The sequence below is a fragment of the Mesorhizobium sp. M0898 genome (assembly GCF_040319695.1).
Lineage (GTDB): Bacteria > Pseudomonadota > Alphaproteobacteria > Rhizobiales > Rhizobiaceae > Mesorhizobium.
This window is the reverse complement of sequence record NZ_JAMYOE010000042.1, coordinates 25694-42167: the sequence shown is the minus strand read 5'-3', so window position 1 is coordinate 42167 and position 16474 is coordinate 25694. Positions and strand designations below refer to the sequence as shown.

General features: G+C 63.7%; 15 protein-coding genes. 8 read left to right on the top strand and 7 right to left on the bottom strand.

Annotation, left to right across the window (positions count from 1 at the left end):
- Positions 1-216 precede the first annotated feature (216 nt).
- Together NKH90_RS28610 and NKH90_RS28605 are read right to left on the bottom strand one after the other, a co-directional pair.
- On the bottom strand, positions 217-465 hold the full coding sequence (locus NKH90_RS28610) for an antitoxin (RefSeq protein WP_352638275.1): 249 nt from the start codon (positions 463-465) through the stop codon (positions 217-219).
- Positions 466-521: 56 nt separating this feature from the next.
- Positions 522-1610, bottom strand: a complete 1089-nt coding sequence (locus NKH90_RS28605) for a hypothetical protein (RefSeq protein WP_352822398.1) — start codon at positions 1608-1610, stop codon at positions 522-524.
- A gap of 101 nt (positions 1611-1711) precedes the next feature.
- Between NKH90_RS28605 and NKH90_RS28600 the strand changes: the two genes are divergently transcribed.
- From NKH90_RS28600 to NKH90_RS28575, 6 genes are all read left to right on the top strand, one after another.
- On the top strand, positions 1712-2164 hold the full coding sequence (locus NKH90_RS28600; RefSeq protein ID WP_352450551.1) for a DsrE family protein: 453 nt from the start codon (positions 1712-1714) through the stop codon (positions 2162-2164).
- A 171-nt stretch (positions 2165-2335) separates the two neighbouring features.
- Positions 2336-3133 (top strand): SDR family NAD(P)-dependent oxidoreductase, encoded by a 798-nt coding sequence (locus tag NKH90_RS28595; protein ID WP_352450552.1) that lies wholly within the window; start codon positions 2336-2338, stop codon positions 3131-3133.
- Between the two features lie 49 nt (positions 3134-3182).
- Positions 3183-3491 (top strand): putative quinol monooxygenase, encoded by a 309-nt coding sequence (locus NKH90_RS28590; RefSeq protein WP_352822395.1) that lies wholly within the window; start codon positions 3183-3185, stop codon positions 3489-3491.
- Between the two features lie 128 nt (positions 3492-3619).
- Positions 3620-4708 carry an AbrB family transcriptional regulator gene (locus tag NKH90_RS28585; protein ID WP_352450554.1) on the top strand — a complete coding sequence of 363 codons (1089 nt, stop codon included), beginning with the start codon at positions 3620-3622 and terminating at the stop codon, positions 4706-4708.
- A 182-nt stretch (positions 4709-4890) separates the two neighbouring features.
- Positions 4891-6978: a TonB-dependent siderophore receptor gene (locus NKH90_RS28580; protein WP_352822394.1), complete on the top strand. Its 2088-nt coding sequence runs from the start codon at positions 4891-4893 to the stop codon at positions 6976-6978.
- Positions 6978-8192, top strand: coding sequence for an MFS transporter (locus NKH90_RS28575; protein ID WP_352822391.1), 1215 nt, complete (start codon positions 6978-6980; stop codon positions 8190-8192). The genes NKH90_RS28580 and NKH90_RS28575 overlap by 1 nt, the downstream gene beginning before the upstream one ends.
- 20 nt (positions 8193-8212) lie before the next feature.
- Here NKH90_RS28575 and NKH90_RS28570 read toward each other — a convergent pair whose 3' ends face one another.
- The 5 genes from NKH90_RS28570 to NKH90_RS28550 form a co-directional block, all read right to left on the bottom strand.
- Positions 8213-9121, bottom strand: coding sequence for a siderophore-interacting protein (locus tag NKH90_RS28570; RefSeq protein WP_352822388.1), 909 nt, complete (start codon positions 9119-9121; stop codon positions 8213-8215).
- Entirely contained in the window at positions 9115-9276 is a 162-nt protein-coding gene (locus NKH90_RS28565; protein ID WP_352822385.1) for a hypothetical protein, read from the bottom strand. Before NKH90_RS28565 ends, NKH90_RS28570 begins: the two co-directional genes overlap by 7 nt.
- 204 nt (positions 9277-9480) lie before the next feature.
- Complete coding sequence (locus NKH90_RS28560; protein ID WP_352697516.1) at positions 9481-9795, bottom strand: nuclear transport factor 2 family protein; 315 nt, start codon at positions 9793-9795, stop codon at positions 9481-9483.
- A gap of 18 nt (positions 9796-9813) precedes the next feature.
- Positions 9814-10590, bottom strand: a complete 777-nt coding sequence (locus NKH90_RS28555) for an esterase family protein (RefSeq protein ID WP_352770870.1) — start codon at positions 10588-10590, stop codon at positions 9814-9816.
- 4 nt (positions 10591-10594) lie between these two features.
- Positions 10595-11761, bottom strand: a complete 1167-nt coding sequence (locus NKH90_RS28550) for an ATP-grasp domain-containing protein (protein ID WP_352822381.1) — start codon at positions 11759-11761, stop codon at positions 10595-10597.
- Positions 11762-12570: 809 nt separating this feature from the next.
- Here NKH90_RS28550 and leuA point away from each other — a divergent pair.
- Both leuA and NKH90_RS28540 read left to right on the top strand, forming a co-directional pair.
- Complete coding sequence (leuA, locus tag NKH90_RS28545) at positions 12571-14307, top strand: 2-isopropylmalate synthase (protein WP_352822379.1); 1737 nt, start codon at positions 12571-12573, stop codon at positions 14305-14307.
- Positions 14308-14451: 144 nt separating this feature from the next.
- On the top strand, positions 14452-16248 hold the full coding sequence (locus NKH90_RS28540; protein WP_352822376.1) for a tetratricopeptide repeat protein: 1797 nt from the start codon (positions 14452-14454) through the stop codon (positions 16246-16248).
- Positions 16249-16474 lie beyond the last annotated feature (226 nt).

Genomic DNA, 16474 nt, shown 5'->3' with positions numbered 1-16474 from the left:
ACCTCAACCTCGTCGAGAGATAGCATGGAGCACTGTTCGCGATGTCCTCGCACACCTGTTCGCGATGTCTCCGGTCCAAACAGGGTGGAGATTGGATGTCGCTTCGGCGTTCGCCAATCTCCAAGAGGAGCGCTGTCGGCGAAGCTGCAAATCTCCCCACTTGAGGGGGAGATGTCCGGCAGGACAGAGGGGGGGCGCGAAGGATCGCTGCAGCTCTCATTCCGAGCCGCTGCACGCCATGGATTCCAGGGCCTGATCCGACGAACTTTCCAACGCTGCCTCCGCGAAATCGTCGTCAACCGGACCTATCACTCTGTCCAGCCAGGCCCAATCCTGGGCAAGAGGCTCGATTATGACGCTCTGGCCGTGGCGGCGGATCAAAACCTCTTCGGTGTCGAAACGGTACTCCTTCGGCAAGCGCACCGCCTGCGAGCGGCCGGACCAAAACACCTTTGTCTTGCGCATTGCATCCACCTCCTCGTCACATTCGGCTAATTTCGAACCGGGGATCCGAACTACGATCAAGGCCCGCAGGCAGCCTGCGGCATCGGCTCCAGCCGGTAGACCTTGTCGTCGGAGCTGGTGTCACCTTCCGCCGCTTTCGAGCACAGATCGATGATCGGCAGGCCGCTGTTCGGGTTGGCCAGCATCATCGTGCCGTTGGCGCCGCGGCGAAGGAAGACCTCCCTTTGCGCGATGTCACAGGACGCAGCACCCGTCTTCGCGCTCGCCGCGCAGCGCCACTGGTCGCCCTCGCCCTGACAATTATAGACCTGCGTGACCTTGGCCGATTTCTGCCGCGTGGTAACCGAAACGGCGATATCGGCGCCGCTTGGCCAATTGGCCGGATCGCCCTCCTTGGCGAAAGACGCCAGCTCGACCGGTCCGCGGAACACCCTGATCGACTGGGTCAGTTGGTCGGGATGCGAGCCGAGATGCTCGGCGTCGTAGTCGCGTCCGTAGCAGAAGGCCTGGTCCGGCTTCAGCCGCTCGCGCAATGGCGGGCCAAGTGCCGGATCGATCGGGTCGATGCGCGCGAACTCCGCCTTGCAGGTGGCGGCCGGCATCGGATCGAGCCTGAAGCCGTTGTCGTCCTTGCCCAGCGCCTGCCTTTCGTACTCCGCCTTGCCGAGCTCGTCTTCCGATCCGGCGTCGAGATAGAGGTCGGGCTGCACGTCCGAGACGATCAGCCGGCCTTTGTCGTCGACCTTCAGCGAAGCCATGGTGCGGTCGCAGTCCATACCGCACCGGATCGGGCCGGTCTTGCCGTCCTCCGACTCATGACTGCACCAGCCGCCAAGCCATTCAGGCGCCTCGGCGCCGCGCACCGTCGTCGCCATGAAGCCATTGTAGGAGGAATCGATGCCGGCGCTTGGCTCCTCGTTTGGCCGGCTGACCGGATCGCGGCCGTAATAGAAGAAGATGCGCGTCACCTTCTGCTGCGGATGCGACTTGAGATGCGCGGCGTCATAGACGCGGCCGAAGCAGGCGTCCTTGCCGTCGGGGCTGAGCTCGGTGAGTTTGAGCGTGTCGTCGGCGAAAGCAGAGCCGGCGACGGCGGCGAGCAAGGCAACCCCAACTCCGGCGCCCATCACGGTCCTTGATATCATGCTGGCTCCCCCTGCCCGGACAAGACGTGGCTTCAATTTATGTTAGGATCGAGGCCGAGGCCACGCAAATTGCGCGCGCCGGCCAAATGGGAGATGAAGCCATGCGACGCCGCGATATTTTCCGCGTCGGTCTTGCCGGAGCCGCCGGGCTTTTCGGGCTGCGCCCCACCAAGGCGGCAGCCATTGAAGTCAAGGCCGTCGAAGAGGAAAGGCAAAAGGTCGCCTATCACCTCAGCGATCTCGACAAGGTCAATTTCGTGCTCGGCAACATCAAGAACCACTTCGAAGGCACCGACGGCAAAGTCGACATCGCGCTTGTCGTGCACGGCCCGGCACTTGCCGCCTTCAAGTCGAAGGGTATATCGGCCGCCATTTCCGGGCGGTTCGCCGGCCTTGTCCAGGATGGGCTCAGCCCGCACGCTTGCGCCAACACCATGCACGGCATGGATATCGGCCTGGCCGACCTGCTCGACGGCTTCCATGCAGCCGACAGGGGCGGCGTCGTCAAGCTCGCCGAATTGCAACGCCAGGGCTACGCCTATCTCAGGCCATAGGGCAATTCCAGGAAAAGTGTGAAACGGTTTGCCGTCCGGAATTGCGTCAAGACAAAGAGGGAGCGGTTCGCCGTTTCCGTGAAACGGTGAACCGCCCTAAACTTTTACGGACTTGAACGCGAGGACTGCGAGGGCCTACGAAGAGCAGGCAGAGTCCCCGGAGGAATAGACGTGCCAGCCACCACCACCCTTGTCAGCCCCTCTCTCGTCATCCCCGACCTTGCCGGAAAGGCGGTCCTGGTCACCGGCGCCTCGACCGGCATCGGCGCGGCGCTCGCACTCGCCTACGCCGCGCAGAAATGCCGCGTCGCACTGCATTACAATTCGAGCCGCGCGGCTGCCGAAAACCTGGCCGCGACCATTCGCAACGGCGGCGGCGACGTGTTCCTCGCCCAGGGCGATTTCTCGATTCCCGCCGATGTCGAGCGCGTCGTCGAGGACAGTGCGCAACATTTCGGCCGGCTCGACGGCCTCGTCAACAATGCCGGCGGCATGCTCGGCCGCGTGGCCTATGCCGAGCAGACCGAGGCGCATTACGACGCGGTGATGGACCTCAACGCGCGTTCCGTGCTGACAGCTTCGCGCAAGGCAATCCCATGGCTGAAGCGGCAGGGTGGCTTCATCGTCAACACCTCCTCGATCGCCGCGCGCAACGGCGCCGGCGGCGGCGCCGGCCTGTACGGCTCGGCCAAGGCCTTCGTCTCCAACGTCACGCGCGGCATGGCCAAGGAGCTGATCGGTTTCAACATCCGCGTCAACGCGGTGGCGCCCGGCACGATCGCGACACCTTTCCACGAGCGCTACTCGACCGACGACCAGATGAAGGGCATGATCGCCACCATCCCGCAGGGCCGCGCCGGCACTGCCGAGGACTGCGTTGGCGCCTATCTGTTCCTCTCCTCCGATCTGTTGAGCGGCTACATCACCGGCCAGGTGATCGAGGTGAATGGCGGGCAGTTGATGCCGTAGACGGCGAACTGCATACTCCTGGTTGCGTCATCTCAACGGAGCAAAGCGAATGTACGGACTGATCGGCAAGATGCGGGCGATGCGCGGCCAGCGTGACGCAATGATGGATATCCTGCTCGCCAGCACCGGCGCCATGCCCGGCTGCCTGAACTACATCATCGCCACCGACCCGGCCGATGCCGACGCGATCTGGGTGACCGAAGTGTGGACCGACGCCGAAAGCCACAAGGCTTCGCTGCAGCTGCCCGAAGTCCAGGCGGCAATCGCCAAGGCACGGCCGATCATCGCCGGCTTCGAGTTCCAGGTGGAGACGCATCCTGTTGGCGGGTTCGGCTTGCCGGCGGTGAAGGCGGAATAGAGGGAGAGGCCGGCAGGACAGAGGGGGGCGCGAAGGATCGCTGCGGATGGTTGGTGCCATTACCACCCAAGCCCTTTTCCGCGCAAAAAGGGTTCGCATTTTTTCGCCACCGGTCTAAGAGCCCATCTATGGATTCTTCCCCGAACCCGCCGGCCATCGAGCATCTGGCGCGGATCCACAGGGCCTGGCAGTGGCCGGTCCTGGTGGTGGTCTCGGTGCTGTTTGCCGGCGCGCTGGAACTCGCCGCCCTGCCCGCCGCGCTCTTGATCGGACCGATGCTGGCGGCCATCGCTGCCGGCACCAACGGCGCCACGGTGCGCGTGCCGCGGGTTCTGTTCGGCTCAGCCCAGGCGGTCGTCGGCTGCCTCGTCGCCAGTTCCATCTCGGCCGATATCTTTCCCGTCTTCTACAAGGAATGGCCGCTGTTCCTTGGCGTCGTGATGGCGACGGTCGCGGCATCCAGCCTGCTCGGCTGGCTGATCAGCCGCTGGCGCATCCTGCCCGGCACCACCGCGGTCTGGGGCTCGTCGCCGGGCGCCGCTACCGCCATGGTGCTGATGGCCGGTGCCTTCGGCGCCGACCAGCGCCTCGTCGCCTTCATGCTTTATCTGCGCGTCATCTGCGTCTCGATGACGGCAGCCCTGGTGGCCAAGCTTTGGGTCGACACCTCAGGCATCGAGGTGCCGGCCATCGTCTGGTTCCCGCCGGTCGACCCGCAAGGCTTGGCCGCAACATTCGGCGTGGCGCTGGTCGGCGGCCTCGCCGGAAAGCTTTTCCGGCTGCCGTCGCCGTTTTTCCTCGGCACCTTCATTTTCGGCACCGTGATCCATCTCGGGCTCGGCGTGACCATGCAGTTGCCACCCTGGCTGCTTGCCTTGAGCTATACGATGATCGGCTGGAGCATCGGCCTGAATTTCACCAGGGCCATTTTGCGCCACGCGGCCCGCGCGCTGCCGCAGATCGTCGGCTCGATCATTGCCCTGATCGTCTTTTGCGGCGGCCTCGCCTTCCTGATCAGCCGCCTGCTCGGCATCGATCCGCTGACCGCCTATCTGGCAACCAGCCCCGGCGGCATGGACAGCGTCGCCATCATCGCCGCCGCCGCGCAGCATGTCGACATCTCCTTCGTCATGGCGCTGCAATCGGCACGCTTCCTGATCGTGCTTCTGGTCGGCCCAAGCGTGGCGCGGCTGGTGGCGAGAAGCCTCAAACCATAGCAGCTTGCCTCTCCCTGATTGGCAGCTGGTTTTCCTGAAACCGGTCACACTTTGCTGTCGCCGACCGTATCGGGCCAGCACCCGCACGAGCTCAAAAAATAACTTGACTCAAATACTCAGATTTGAGAGCCCCTTCCGTCAATGTACGGAAGAGTGGAGACGAGTTGATGCGGAAACGGACGATGACATGGCTCCTGGGGATATCACTGCCGGGCAGCATGGCCCTGCTCGGCCTGTCCGGGCCGGCTCACGCCCAGGACCAGGGCGGCGTCACCGTTCTCAACAAGATCGAGGTCGATGCCGAGAGCGACGAGATCCTCGTGCAGGACGGCTACGTCGCCAAGAAGGACCGCATCGGCACCAAGACCGACACGCCGATGGTCAAGATTCCGCAAGCCGTTTCGGTTGTGACGCAAAAGCAGATCGAGGACCAGAAGCCACGCGCGCTGAACGAATCGCTCGGCTATGTCGCAAGCGCCAATCCGAACAGCTTCGGCTTCGACACCCGCTATGATGCCTTCTTCCTGCGCGGCTTCCAGGCCTTTTACAACGGTATGTTCCGCGACGGGCTGCGCCAGTACAACGGCCCCTCGGCCTGGTTCAAGACCGAGCCCTACGGCATCGAGGGCATCACCATCCTGAAGGGTCCGGCCTCCTCGCTTTACGGCATCAGCGGTCCGGGCGGCATCGTCAATCTGGTCACCAAGCGCCCCAAGGAAGAACAGTTCCGCGAAGTCGAAATGCTGCTCGGCGCACACAATCGCTTCCAGGCCGCACTCGACGCTTCCGGCCCGGTTAACGAAGATGGCAGCGTCCTCTATCGCTTCACCAGCCTCGGCCGCACCAGCGACACCGACCTGGTCGGTTATCCCGACGACAAGATCTATCTGGCGCCGGCAGTCACCTTCAAGCCGGATGAGGACACCAAGCTGACCATCCTCGGCGAATATTCGAAATCCGTCACCGGCGGCACCGCTGCATTTTACAATTCGGGCGGCGCTCTGACGCACCTCTATGAGGGCGATCCCGCCTGGAACGACTTCGACCAGACCCAGGGCCGCATCGGCTACGAATTCGAGCACCGTTTCAACGACGTGCTGACGGTCCGGCAGAACCTTCGCTACAGCGCCGTCGACGCCGACATCGAATATAGCGGTCATTACCCGGCCGGCGTGGATCTGAAACGCTATTGGGGCCACTACACCGAGACCATGAAGAACTTCGTCGTCGACAACATGGCGCAGTTCGAATTCGATACCGGCCAGGTCAGGCATACGGCGGTAGCCGGCATCGATTACGCCTGGTCGAACTATGACGCCGGCAACGGTATCTCCTACGTTTCCGTCGACGACATCAAGGCCGCTCCGGTTCCTTACTCTGGCGGGCAGGAGATGAACCAGCTCGGCGCCTACCTGCATGACCAGATGGAGTGGAACGATTTCACCCTGTTCGCCAGCGGTCGCTACGATTGGGCCGATACCACCTCGACCGCCGCCGACTTCACCAAGTCCAAGCAGGACGACAGTGCCCTTTCCGGCCGGCTCGGCCTGTCCTACCAGACCGAATGGGGCATCACGCCCTATGTCAACTATTCGACGTCGTTCTCGCCCAATATCGGCTTCGTCTATGACGATGTCAGCAGCCCCATCGGTCGCGTCGCCCGTCCGACCATCGCGACGCAAAAGGAAATCGGCGTCAAATACGAGTTTGCCGATTACAACGCCGCCGTCAGCGCCGCTCTGTTCGACATCGACCAGAAGGATGGCGTCGTCTTCGACGCCTCGACCGGCATCAACAAGCAGCGCCAGCTCGACCTGAACTCGCGCGGCGTCGAACTGGAAGCCAGCGCCTCGCTCGACAACGGCCTCAGCATACTCGCCTCTTACACCTATCTGCGCGTGAAAATCGAACGCGGCGCCACGGGAACCGCAGGCAAGGAACTGTCGGCGACGCCAAATCACATCCTGTCGCTCTGGGGGCAGTACCAGTTCGAGGACGGCACGCTGCAGGGGCTCGGGCTGGGCAGCGGCGTTCGCGTTGCCGGCTCGAGCTATGGCGACGACACCAACACCTTCAAGAACGACGCGCGCGCCTTCGTCGACGCCTCGCTCTCCTACGATTTCGGCTACCGCAACCCCAAGCTCGAGGGCGTGAAGCTGCAGGTCAACGCCAAGAACCTGTTCGACACTCAAAAACCCATCTGCTCGGCCGGCTATTGCTACCGCGACGAGGGCCGCTCGCTGTTCGCCAGCCTGCGCTACCGCTTCTGATGTCGATCGCCGTTTCCAGCCGGGCATCGACGCCTGTCGCGATCGTCCTGGCGATCGGCGGGCTCTACGTCGCGCAGAGCGTGATCGGCGGCATCACCTGGGCGGGCCTGCCGGCGGTGATGCGCGACCAGGGCCTGCCGCTCGACCGGATCGGCCTGGTTTCGCTGATCGCGCTGCCATGGGCGCTCAAGTTTCTATGGGCGCCGGCCGTCGAGCGCTATCGCCTGCCGCCGGTCGGCAAGAACCGCACCGGCGCGATCGTCGCCGCCGGTGGACTTGCGTCCATCGCCGGGCTGTGGGCCGTCGGCGCGCTCGGCCCGGAGGCCCGGTGGCCGGTTCTGGCCTGCCTGACCATCGTCGCCTTCGCCGCCTCGACGGTCGACATTGCCTGCGATGGTTTCGCCGTGCAGAGCCTGGCCAAGGAAAATCACGGTTGGGGCAATGCCGCGCAGGTCGGCGGCGCCTATCTCGGCTCGGCCATCGGCGCCGGCCTGTTTCTGCTTCTGGTCGACGCTTATGGCCGGCGCATCGCCGTTTGGGCGATGGCCTTGCTGCTCCTGCCGCTCGGTCTGCCCTTCCTGCTCGGCGCGGCCAGCCGCGCGCGCGAGGAGACGCGCGAGCATGTTCCCAGCCTCCTCGACGCGTTGAAGCGTCCCGAGATTCGGCGCGGCCTGGCAGCGTCGGCCATCTATGTCCTGGCCCAGAAGGCGGCACTCGCCATGCTCGGACCATTCCTGATCGACGCCGGGCTCGACCTCTCGATGGTCGGACTTGTCAACGGCGTCGGCAGCATGTTCGTCGGCCTGGCTGCCGCACTCGCCGGCGGCGCTCTCGTCAAATGGTTCGGCCCGCGCAACGTGCTCGTCCTGGCGCTTTTCCTGCAGGCCGGATCGCTGTTCTTCTTTTCGGTCTTCGATTTTCTTGGTGGCTTCTCGACCACCGCTTTGATGGCCATCGCGGTGCTCAGCTCGTCCGGCTTCATGGCTCTCGGTTTCGTCGCGCTTTACGCGCAGTTCATGCGCTGGTCAGATCCAAGACAGGCGGGCGTCGACTTCACGCTGTTCCAGTGCATGGACGCACTGATGAGCATGGCCGGCGGGATCGCGGCCGGCTACGCCGCGCAGTATTTCGGCTATCGCGCGTTCTTCGCAGGCGCCGGCCTCGTCGCGCTGCTGGCGGCCCCGGCGATCGCCTTCGTATCCGACCGCCGCTGACCGCGGAGCATCGTCGCGCACTATTCTTCGCCGCCGTCCGCCGCTTGCGTCCCGCGGCGCCAGTAGGCGGTGACCAGATGCCGGTCGCGCGGCACGCCCCATTCCTTGCGGACGATCCTGCGGATCTCGCGGAAATCACCGAACTCGCATCCGCCCCAGACATAGAGATTGTCGATAAGGGCGGTGCGGTTCCGCTGCTGCAGCACCCCCGGTAACAGCCTGGCTGTGCCGGCCTCGCGCCCATGCCGATAGAGCCAGGTGACGGCAACGGTCTCGCCCGTGGCCAGCGGCATCCGGTCGTCGGGACCATCGACCTCGATGAACGCTTCGGCGCGGGTTGACGGCGAAAGCTGCTCCAGGATCCTGCCGATCGCCGGAAGCGCGGTGTCGTCGCCGAGCAGCAGCAGGTTTTGCGCCTCGGGCACGCCGCCTCCGCCCGGTCCGATCATGCCGATGACCTCGCCGGCAACCGCCTTTTCGGCGAAAGCGGCCGCCGGCGTATCCATACCGGGGTGGAGGACGAAATCGACATCCAGCCAGCCGCTTGCGGCGTCCAGTGCCCGGATCGTGTAGACCCGGACGACGAGCGCGTCCTCGCCCGACGGCCAGACCATCAGGCCGTCGGCGCCCATCGACGGCCACACCGGCAGCCTGCCGCGCGGCGGCAGCAGCAGCCGCACATGCAGGCCGTCACGGCCAAAGCGGCCGAGATCGTTGCCGGTGAAGCGGACGCGCTGCATATGCGGAGAAATCCGCGTCGAGGACAGCACCGTGATCTCGCGGAAGAACACCGGCGTGCCGGCATCGCTGCCGTCGCCCTGCCAGGCGATGCCCCTGGTCGTGCCGAGATGTTGCGAAAAATGGCCGGCGACCGCCATCTTCATGTAGGACAGGCAGGTTTCATCCTCGGCCGCGACGCGGATCAGCACGTTGTCGTCAGCGTCGCCTTCAACGAGCCGTAATGCGTGCGAAATTCCCAATGATCGGCAAGGCCGGTATCGATCTCGGATTCGCCATGCTCGGCGCGCAGCCTGTCCATCACCGACCGGATAGCGGCACCGCTGATCCGGGTTTTCGCACTCAATTGCTCCATCGCTCAGCCTTTCGATGCCGTTTGAATTCAAGATCGCCCTGGACGTCGGCGCCTTTGCGGGCATGCCACAGCCGGCCTGGCGTTTCCACTAAAAGATGATAAACATATTCATGTTTTTGCATCAAGCCGATGAGTCCCGCGCGAGCAACGGCGGCCGTGTCGGCGAGATGGGCTAAAGGGCCCTCAAAATGTCCTTCAGCTGATCACCAGGCTGGAGATGCGGTCGCCGTCCAGGGTGAACGCCATGTCGCCCTCGCCGTTGAAGCCGTTGCCTGTGACGGCAATGCGGACGTGATAGGTCTCGCCCGCCGGTTCGATACGAATGATGCTAAGTTTGGACTGCACGCCGATATTGTCCGACTGGTTCCAGCGCGCAATCTGCTCGCGGCCCTTGAACGACCGGCCCCAGTCGCTCAGGAAGGCATCGGGCGTGAACGTCTCGAGGAAAGCTTTGGTGTCGCCGGCGTTGGTAGCTTCGACAAAGCGGCGGATGGCATCGGGCGTGGTCATTTCCTTCCTCCAGGTGGCCTAATCCAGCCGGTGCATCAGATCGTCGTCCAGCCAGCGGGCGAAGAAATAAACCAGTTGCTTGTGCCACCACGGCCAGTCATGGGCGGCATCGCCGCCCCAGTAGTCGACCCAGGCCGGTATCGACTTGTCACGCAGGATCTGTTCCAGCGCCTGCGTATCGGCCAGCATCCGTTCCTCCCAGGCACCCTGTCCGCAGCAGAAGATCAGCCGCAGCGCCTTCAGCCTGCCAAGCAGCCCCGGATCGACGATACCCGGCAGGTAGTCGAGCGGCGAGTTGAAGAAAATCTGTCCGTCGAGCGCATTGCCGAAGAAATCGTGGGTCGAGTAAACCCCCGACAGCGCGATGACGCCGCTGGCAAGTTCCGGAAAGCGGAAGACGAAATTCGACGAATGGTAGCCGCCCATCGAGCAGCCGCAAAATAGCGGCTTCAGCGTACGCCCGCCATTGGCCTCGGCTGCGACAGACAGGAGTTCCGGCAGCGCCTCTTCGCGCACATAGCGGAAATACGCTTCATGCCGGGCGATGCGATGGGCCGGCTCGGCATGGCGGTCGAAGAAGGATTCCGCATCGATGCCGTCCAGCGTGAACAACTGGATGCGACCGGTGTCGACGAACTCGGCGAGAGCCGAGACCGCGCCGGAATCCTCGAACTGGTAGAACCGCCCTTGCGAAGTCGGGAACACAACCACGGGTCGGCCGGCATGGCCGTAGCGCTTGTATTCCATGTCGCGGCCGAGGTTGCGGCCAAAACCCTTGTGGTAGGAAACGTCCATCGCCTCACGCCTTTTCCGCATGGATGTAGTCGACCGCCCGGCGCAGCGCCTTCGGGTCGGTGGAGCGCAGCTGATAGGCGTAGTTTCCCATGGCGCGGCTGAAAACCTCCTCGATGGCGTGATGATGGACGATCATGCCGCCATGGGCGGCCAGCACGTCGGCGTGGCTGTGCACATAGTTGAGGTGCCGCTTGCGGCTGGCATAGGCGGTGAAATACTTGCCCCTGTAAGGGCCGCCGGCGGCGTCCTTGACCACCATGTCGGCCCATGCGGCATAAACATCGATATCGAAGGTGTAATTGATGGCATCGGTCATCCAGGCGCCAGGCGGCCGCATGTTGACCTCCAGCGCGATGACCCGGTCGTCCCTGGTTTCGAACAGCTCGATGTGGAAGAAGCGCTCGCGCACGTCGAACGCCTTGAGGATTTTCCTGCCGGCCTCCTCGACCGCCCGGCTGATCTCGGGAAAACAGACATAGCTCATATGGCGGTCGCGGTTGACCACCTCCATGACGCTCTGGTCGTAGCGGTGGCTGGCGGCCAGCACCACCTCGCCGTCGCGGTTGACCAGCCCGTCATAGGTCACCACCAGCCCTTCGATGAATTGCTCCATGACGAAGCTGACGCCTTCCGGCTTGTCCCTGAAGAAGCTGTCGAGTTCGCCGGTGTTGGAGATTTTGAAAGTGCTCGAGGCGCCGGAGCCCGAATCCGGCTTCACCACCACGGGATAGCCGACACGTCGGATGAAGGTCATGGCGCCGGCGCGGTCGGAGCATTTGCGTTGCGGGATGGTTTCGACGCCGCTCTTGCGGAAGAACGCCCGCATGCGGCTCTTGCGTTTCAAATTCTTGACGAAGTCGAGCTTGGTGCCGAAAATGTTGAAGTCGGTGCGGATATTGGCTTCCAGCTCCAGCCAATGCTCGTTGAGCGATTCGAACCGGTCGACGCGGCCCCATTTGTGGATGAAATGGCCGATCGCCCGGAACACAGGCTCGTACTCCTCCATGTCGTCGATGCGGTAATATTCCGAAAGGGCTGCCTTCAATTTGCCGTCCAGCGCATCGAACGGCGCGTCGCCAATGCCGAGCACGGTGGCGCCGGCCTTCTTCAGCCGGTCGCAGAAATCGGCGCCATTGGCTGGAAAATGCGGCGAGAAGAACACGAAGTTCATGGACGATCCCTCCCGGCGGCAAGCCATCGCACCCCGCCGACAATCGACTCTGGCGCATTTGCCGGGCTCGGGGAAGAGCAACTGGATCAGGTGAGCGGCTGGGCCCGCGAAAGGTGACGCCAAAACCGTGAAATAAAAAACCCGCCACGACAGCGGGTCCTCGGCGCCAGTCAGCACCATACCCAAATTAGTAGCATAGCTGCCGGCACAAAGCAAGAACAAAGTTGCTGTAATCAGGAAAAATCGCTTGATGTCGGCGCCGCGCCTTCATTGCAGCTTGGGTTCCTCGCCCCACAAAAATGGGGAAAGGTGGCTCGGGCAAGCCGAGACGGAGAGGGGACTGCGCCCTGCGAAGGCCTCCTCTCCGGCCGCGGAGCCTGTCCTCGGGCTTGCCGAAGGCAAGACCCGTGGGCGGCCACCTCTCTCCCGTTTCGCGACGGCGCGGAACCCCGGTCTTGAGGCTGGATCGGCAGCTTCTGCGACAGCGAGGCCCCCACTTGCCTCGCTTTGCCCGCTCCTGTATGAAATCCGCCATGAGCCCGCGCGCCACCTCTTTTGCGTCCCGTCCGACCGGCATTGCCGGCCAGACCGTTCGCGCGCTCGCCTCCACCCTGCTGCTTCTCGGCCTTATCGGCGATCGCCGGGTTCGCTGAAGGAGCGCCCGGCGGTCGAATTCGCCGCTCACGCGCACGCTCCTTGGCCAGTCACAAAATTGGCACGTCACATCAAGCGAACGAAATTCTGGTAAAGGCGCCGCTCGCCACCAATCCGCCTGAAGCTGGATCCGCGAGCCGCCGGGAGAAAAGACGATGAACGCACGAGAAGATATCCGTCTGAATGTAGAGGAAACCGCCAAGCCCGCGAGGGGCATGCCGGACGCTGCCCGCAAGTACCAGCCCTATCCGACCGTCGGTCTTGCCGATCGCACCTGGCCTTCGAAAGTGATCGACAAGGCGCCGATCTGGTGCTCGGTCGACCTGCGCGACGGCAACCAGGCGCTGATCGATCCGATGGGCCAGGAACGCAAGGCGCGCATGTTCGCCCTGCTGCTCGACATGGGCTTCAAGGAGATCGAGATCGGCTTCCCGTCGGCCTCGCAGACCGACTTCGATTTCGCCCGCTGGTGCATCGAACAAGGCAACGTGCCCGCCGAAGTCTCGCTGCAGGTGCTGGTGCAGTGCCGGCCCGAACTGATCACCCGCACTTTCGAGGCGCTGAAGGGCGCCACCAATCCGATCGTCCATTTCTACAACTCGACCAGCGAGCTGCAGCGCCGCGTCGTCTTCGAGAAGGACGTCGCCGGCATCAAGCGCATCGCCACCGACGCGGCCAAGATGATCACCGACATGGCGGCCAAAGCCGGCGGCGGCTACCGTTTCGAATATTCGCCGGAGAGCTTTACCGGCACCGAGCTCGAAGTGGCGCTGGAGATCTGCAACGCGGTCACCGAGATCGTCAAGCCGACGGCGGAGAACAAGCTGATCATCAACCTGCCCTCCACGGTCGAGATGTCAACGCCCAACATCTACGCCGACCGCATCGAATGGATGTGCCGCAATCTCGACAACCGCGAGAACCTGTTGATCTCGCTGCATCCGCACAATGACCGCGGCACCGGCATCGCCACCACCGAACTCGGCCTGATGGCGGGCGCCGACCGCGTCGAAGGCACGCTGTTCGGCAACGGCGAGCGCACCGGCAATGTCGACATCGTCACGCTGGCGCTCAACATGTACACGCAAGGCGTCGATCCCGGGCTCGACTGCTCCGACATCAACCGCATGAAGGACGTCTACGAATACTCCAACCAGCTGAAGATCCCCGAGCGCCATCCCTATGTCGGCGAGCTCGTCTACACCGCCTTTTCCGGCTCGCACCAGGACGCCATCAACAAGGGCATGAAGGCGCTGCGCAAGGCCAACACGCCGCACTGGGAGGTGCCCTATCTGCCGATCGACCCGGCCGATGTCGGCCGCAGCTACGAAGCCATCATCCGCATCAACTCGCAGTCCGGTAAGGGCGGCATCGCCTATGTGCTGCATGCGGATTACGGCCTCAACCTGCCGCGCAACCTGCAGATCGAGTTCAGCCAGGCCATCCAGGCGATCACCGACGCCGAAGGCAAGGAGGTGCCGGCCAGGCGCATCTACGAGCGCTTCCTCGACACCTATGTCGACCAGCCCGGCGCGCGGCTGAAGTTCCTCGACCACCACACCTACCCCGACACCGAGGTCAGGGGCCGGCGCGTGGTTGAAGCGGTGATCCTCGACAGGGGCAAGGAGGTGACCATATCGGGCACCGGCACCGGCCCGATCGACGGCTTCGTCGATGCGCTGTCGCGCCATGTCGGGGTGCCGATGTCGGTGCTCGATTATTCCGAGCATTCCATGCAGCGCGGCTCGAATGCCTCGGCCATTTCCTATGTCGAGATGGAACATCCCAGCGGCAAGCTGTTCGGCGCCGGCATCAACACCAACATCGTCGCCGCCTCGCTCGAAGCCGTGGTTTCGGCGGCCAACCGCATCGTCGGCCGAAAGGGCGGCTAGCCGGGACTGCCAGGCTCGCGCCATCAGCCCACCGGAAATTTTATCCGGTGGGTACGCTATCGCACCATAAGCACATGCTTGTAAGGCGCCGCCAGCGCGATATGATTGTACCTCAACCTGTGCCGAATTCGAAGGGATCGACACTTGCAGCATACCACGCCTGCCGCCCCCGCAGTGCGCGAAACGCTGGAGCGATTGCTTGCCAGCGAAACGTTCGGACGATCCGAGCGCGCGCGCAAGCTGCTCCGCTACCTGGTCGAGCGCGAGCAGGCAGGCGAAGCCGACAGGCTCAAGGGCTTCTCCATCGCGATGGACGTGTTCGGCAAGGACGGCGATTTCGATCCGTCGACCGATGCGGTGGTGCGGGTGCAGGCCGGCAGGCTGCGCGAGCTTCTGCAGCAGTATTTCGCCAATGAGGGCGTTGCCGAACCGGTCCGCATCGCCATTCCGCGCGGCGGCTATGTTCCGTCCTACGAACTCAACGCCATTCGCTTGCCGGCGGAGGTGGAGCCCAAGGCAGAAAGCAAGCCGGAGCTGGCAACAGAGGAAGCGGCGACGACCGCCCCGCCCGGATCGCTGGAGGACGCCCGCAACCGGGCACATCCGGCCGCATTGCTGAGCGTTCCAGCCGTCGCCCCTGCTGCTCCTTCGCTGCAACGCCATTTGCAGTTCTTCTGGCTGGCGATCGCGCTGGTCATCCTCATGCTGGGTGTGCTGATCCTTCGCCAGGGTAGCGTGGTATTGCTGACCGGTGGCGACACGGCGGTCGAGACCGCGGTGGCGACCGGCAGCATAGCAGCGCCTCCGGTTGAAAACCTCCCCCAGGTCTACATCGCCATCAAGGCCGACAGCGACCTGGCTCGCCGTGTCGCCGCATCGCTGCGCGCCGGCCTCAGCGGCTTCGATACCATCAATTTCATCGGCCGTGATGCCGACAGCCCGCCCGATCCAGTAACCGACGCCGCCAGCTTCGTATTCGATGTCCTGCCCGGGCCGCGTAGCGGCGACATCATGCTCGAGCTGCAAAGCGTGGCGACCGGCCGCGTGCTGCTCTCACGCAACCTGACCGCCGGCGACAGCGCGAACACCGCCATCGAGGACCAGATCTCCGGCATTTTGACCTCGGCTCTTCCCGCCTCGGGCACGATCTACAACTACATCGAGCAGAGCGGCATCCAGACCGGGCTGACGGCGTGTCTGGTGCTCAACGGCAAATATTATCTCGACCAGAATGCCCAGACGCACGAAGCCGCCTACCGCTGCCTCGAAGATCTTGCCAACCGGGAGGCGAAGTCGTCGCTCGTCTATTCGGAGCTCGCGTCCTTGCATCTCGAAGCGGTCACCGACCACTATCCCTACCCCGCCGACGCGACGATCGACAAAGCCATGACGTTTGCCCATCGCGCCATCCAGATGGGCCCGACCAGCCCCTACGCGCACCGCGCCCTTGGTTACCTCAATTCGCGCATGGGCGATTCCGCGGAATCGATCCGCTGGATGCGCAAGGCCTATGAGCTCAATCCCTACGATCTCGCAATGGCCGCCGCCTACGGCTACGGGCTGGTTTTCGCCGGCAAGTACAGCGAGGGCGCCCCGATCCTTGCTCACGCGGTGGACATCGCCAGCGCCCATCCGACATGGTGGGATTACGGGCTGTTCGCCGGAGAGTTCATGATGGGCGACATGAACAGGGCCACGCTTGCCAGCGACGGCTTGCGAACGACTGAAATGAAATCGCATTATCTGGCGGCGCGGCTGATCGGCGCCAAGGCTGCCGGCCGCGAGAAGCTGGCGAGCAGGCTGCTGCAGGAACTGACCACCAAATTTCCGAAATTCGCAGCCGATCCGCGCACAACCTTCGTCGAGCGAAGATATCCCGCCGATCTGACCAACCGGCTGGTGGAGGCCCTGCGTGCCGCCGGGCTTGGCGGCGCCAGCTGACGTCTCCCGGCGCGTGCACGACGTCAGGTGATCGCGAAGATTTTACTGGCCATCCGGACGGCCAAAGCGCAATTCAGACACAATTTGAACCGGCCAATCTGATCCCACATAGGTCTGATCCCGCATAGACTGATCTCCGCATAAGTCTGACCTCCCGCAAAGACTGATCCTCGCATACGACCGCCCCCGGCATCCTGACTGATCCCGGCACCAAGCCATAAAGTTT

Excerpts from the sequence above, each read along its gene's own strand:
- NKH90_RS28575 (WP_352822391.1), top strand. The coding sequence starts at position 6,978 with ATGTCGATCGCCGTTTCCAGCCGGGCATCGACGCCTGTCGCGATCGTC.
- leuA (WP_352822379.1), top strand. The coding sequence starts at position 12,571 with ATGAACGCACGAGAAGATATCCGTCTGAATGTAGAGGAAACCGCCAAG.
- NKH90_RS28560 (WP_352697516.1), bottom strand. The coding sequence starts at position 9,795 with ATGACCACGCCCGATGCCATCCGCCGCTTTGTCGAAGCTACCAACGCC.
- NKH90_RS28590 (WP_352822395.1), top strand. The coding sequence starts at position 3,183 with ATGTACGGACTGATCGGCAAGATGCGGGCGATGCGCGGCCAGCGTGAC.
- NKH90_RS28605 (WP_352822398.1), bottom strand. The coding sequence starts at position 1,610 with ATGATATCAAGGACCGTGATGGGCGCCGGAGTTGGGGTTGCCTTGCTC.
- NKH90_RS28610 (WP_352638275.1), bottom strand. The coding sequence starts at position 465 with ATGCGCAAGACAAAGGTGTTTTGGTCCGGCCGCTCGCAGGCGGTGCGC.
- NKH90_RS28580 (WP_352822394.1), top strand. The coding sequence starts at position 4,891 with ATGACATGGCTCCTGGGGATATCACTGCCGGGCAGCATGGCCCTGCTC.
- NKH90_RS28600 (WP_352450551.1), top strand. The coding sequence starts at position 1,712 with ATGCGACGCCGCGATATTTTCCGCGTCGGTCTTGCCGGAGCCGCCGGG.
- NKH90_RS28555 (WP_352770870.1), bottom strand. The coding sequence starts at position 10,590 with ATGGACGTTTCCTACCACAAGGGTTTTGGCCGCAACCTCGGCCGCGAC.
- NKH90_RS28585 (WP_352450554.1), top strand. The coding sequence starts at position 3,620 with ATGGATTCTTCCCCGAACCCGCCGGCCATCGAGCATCTGGCGCGGATC.
- NKH90_RS28550 (WP_352822381.1), bottom strand. The coding sequence starts at position 11,761 with ATGAACTTCGTGTTCTTCTCGCCGCATTTTCCAGCCAATGGCGCCGAT.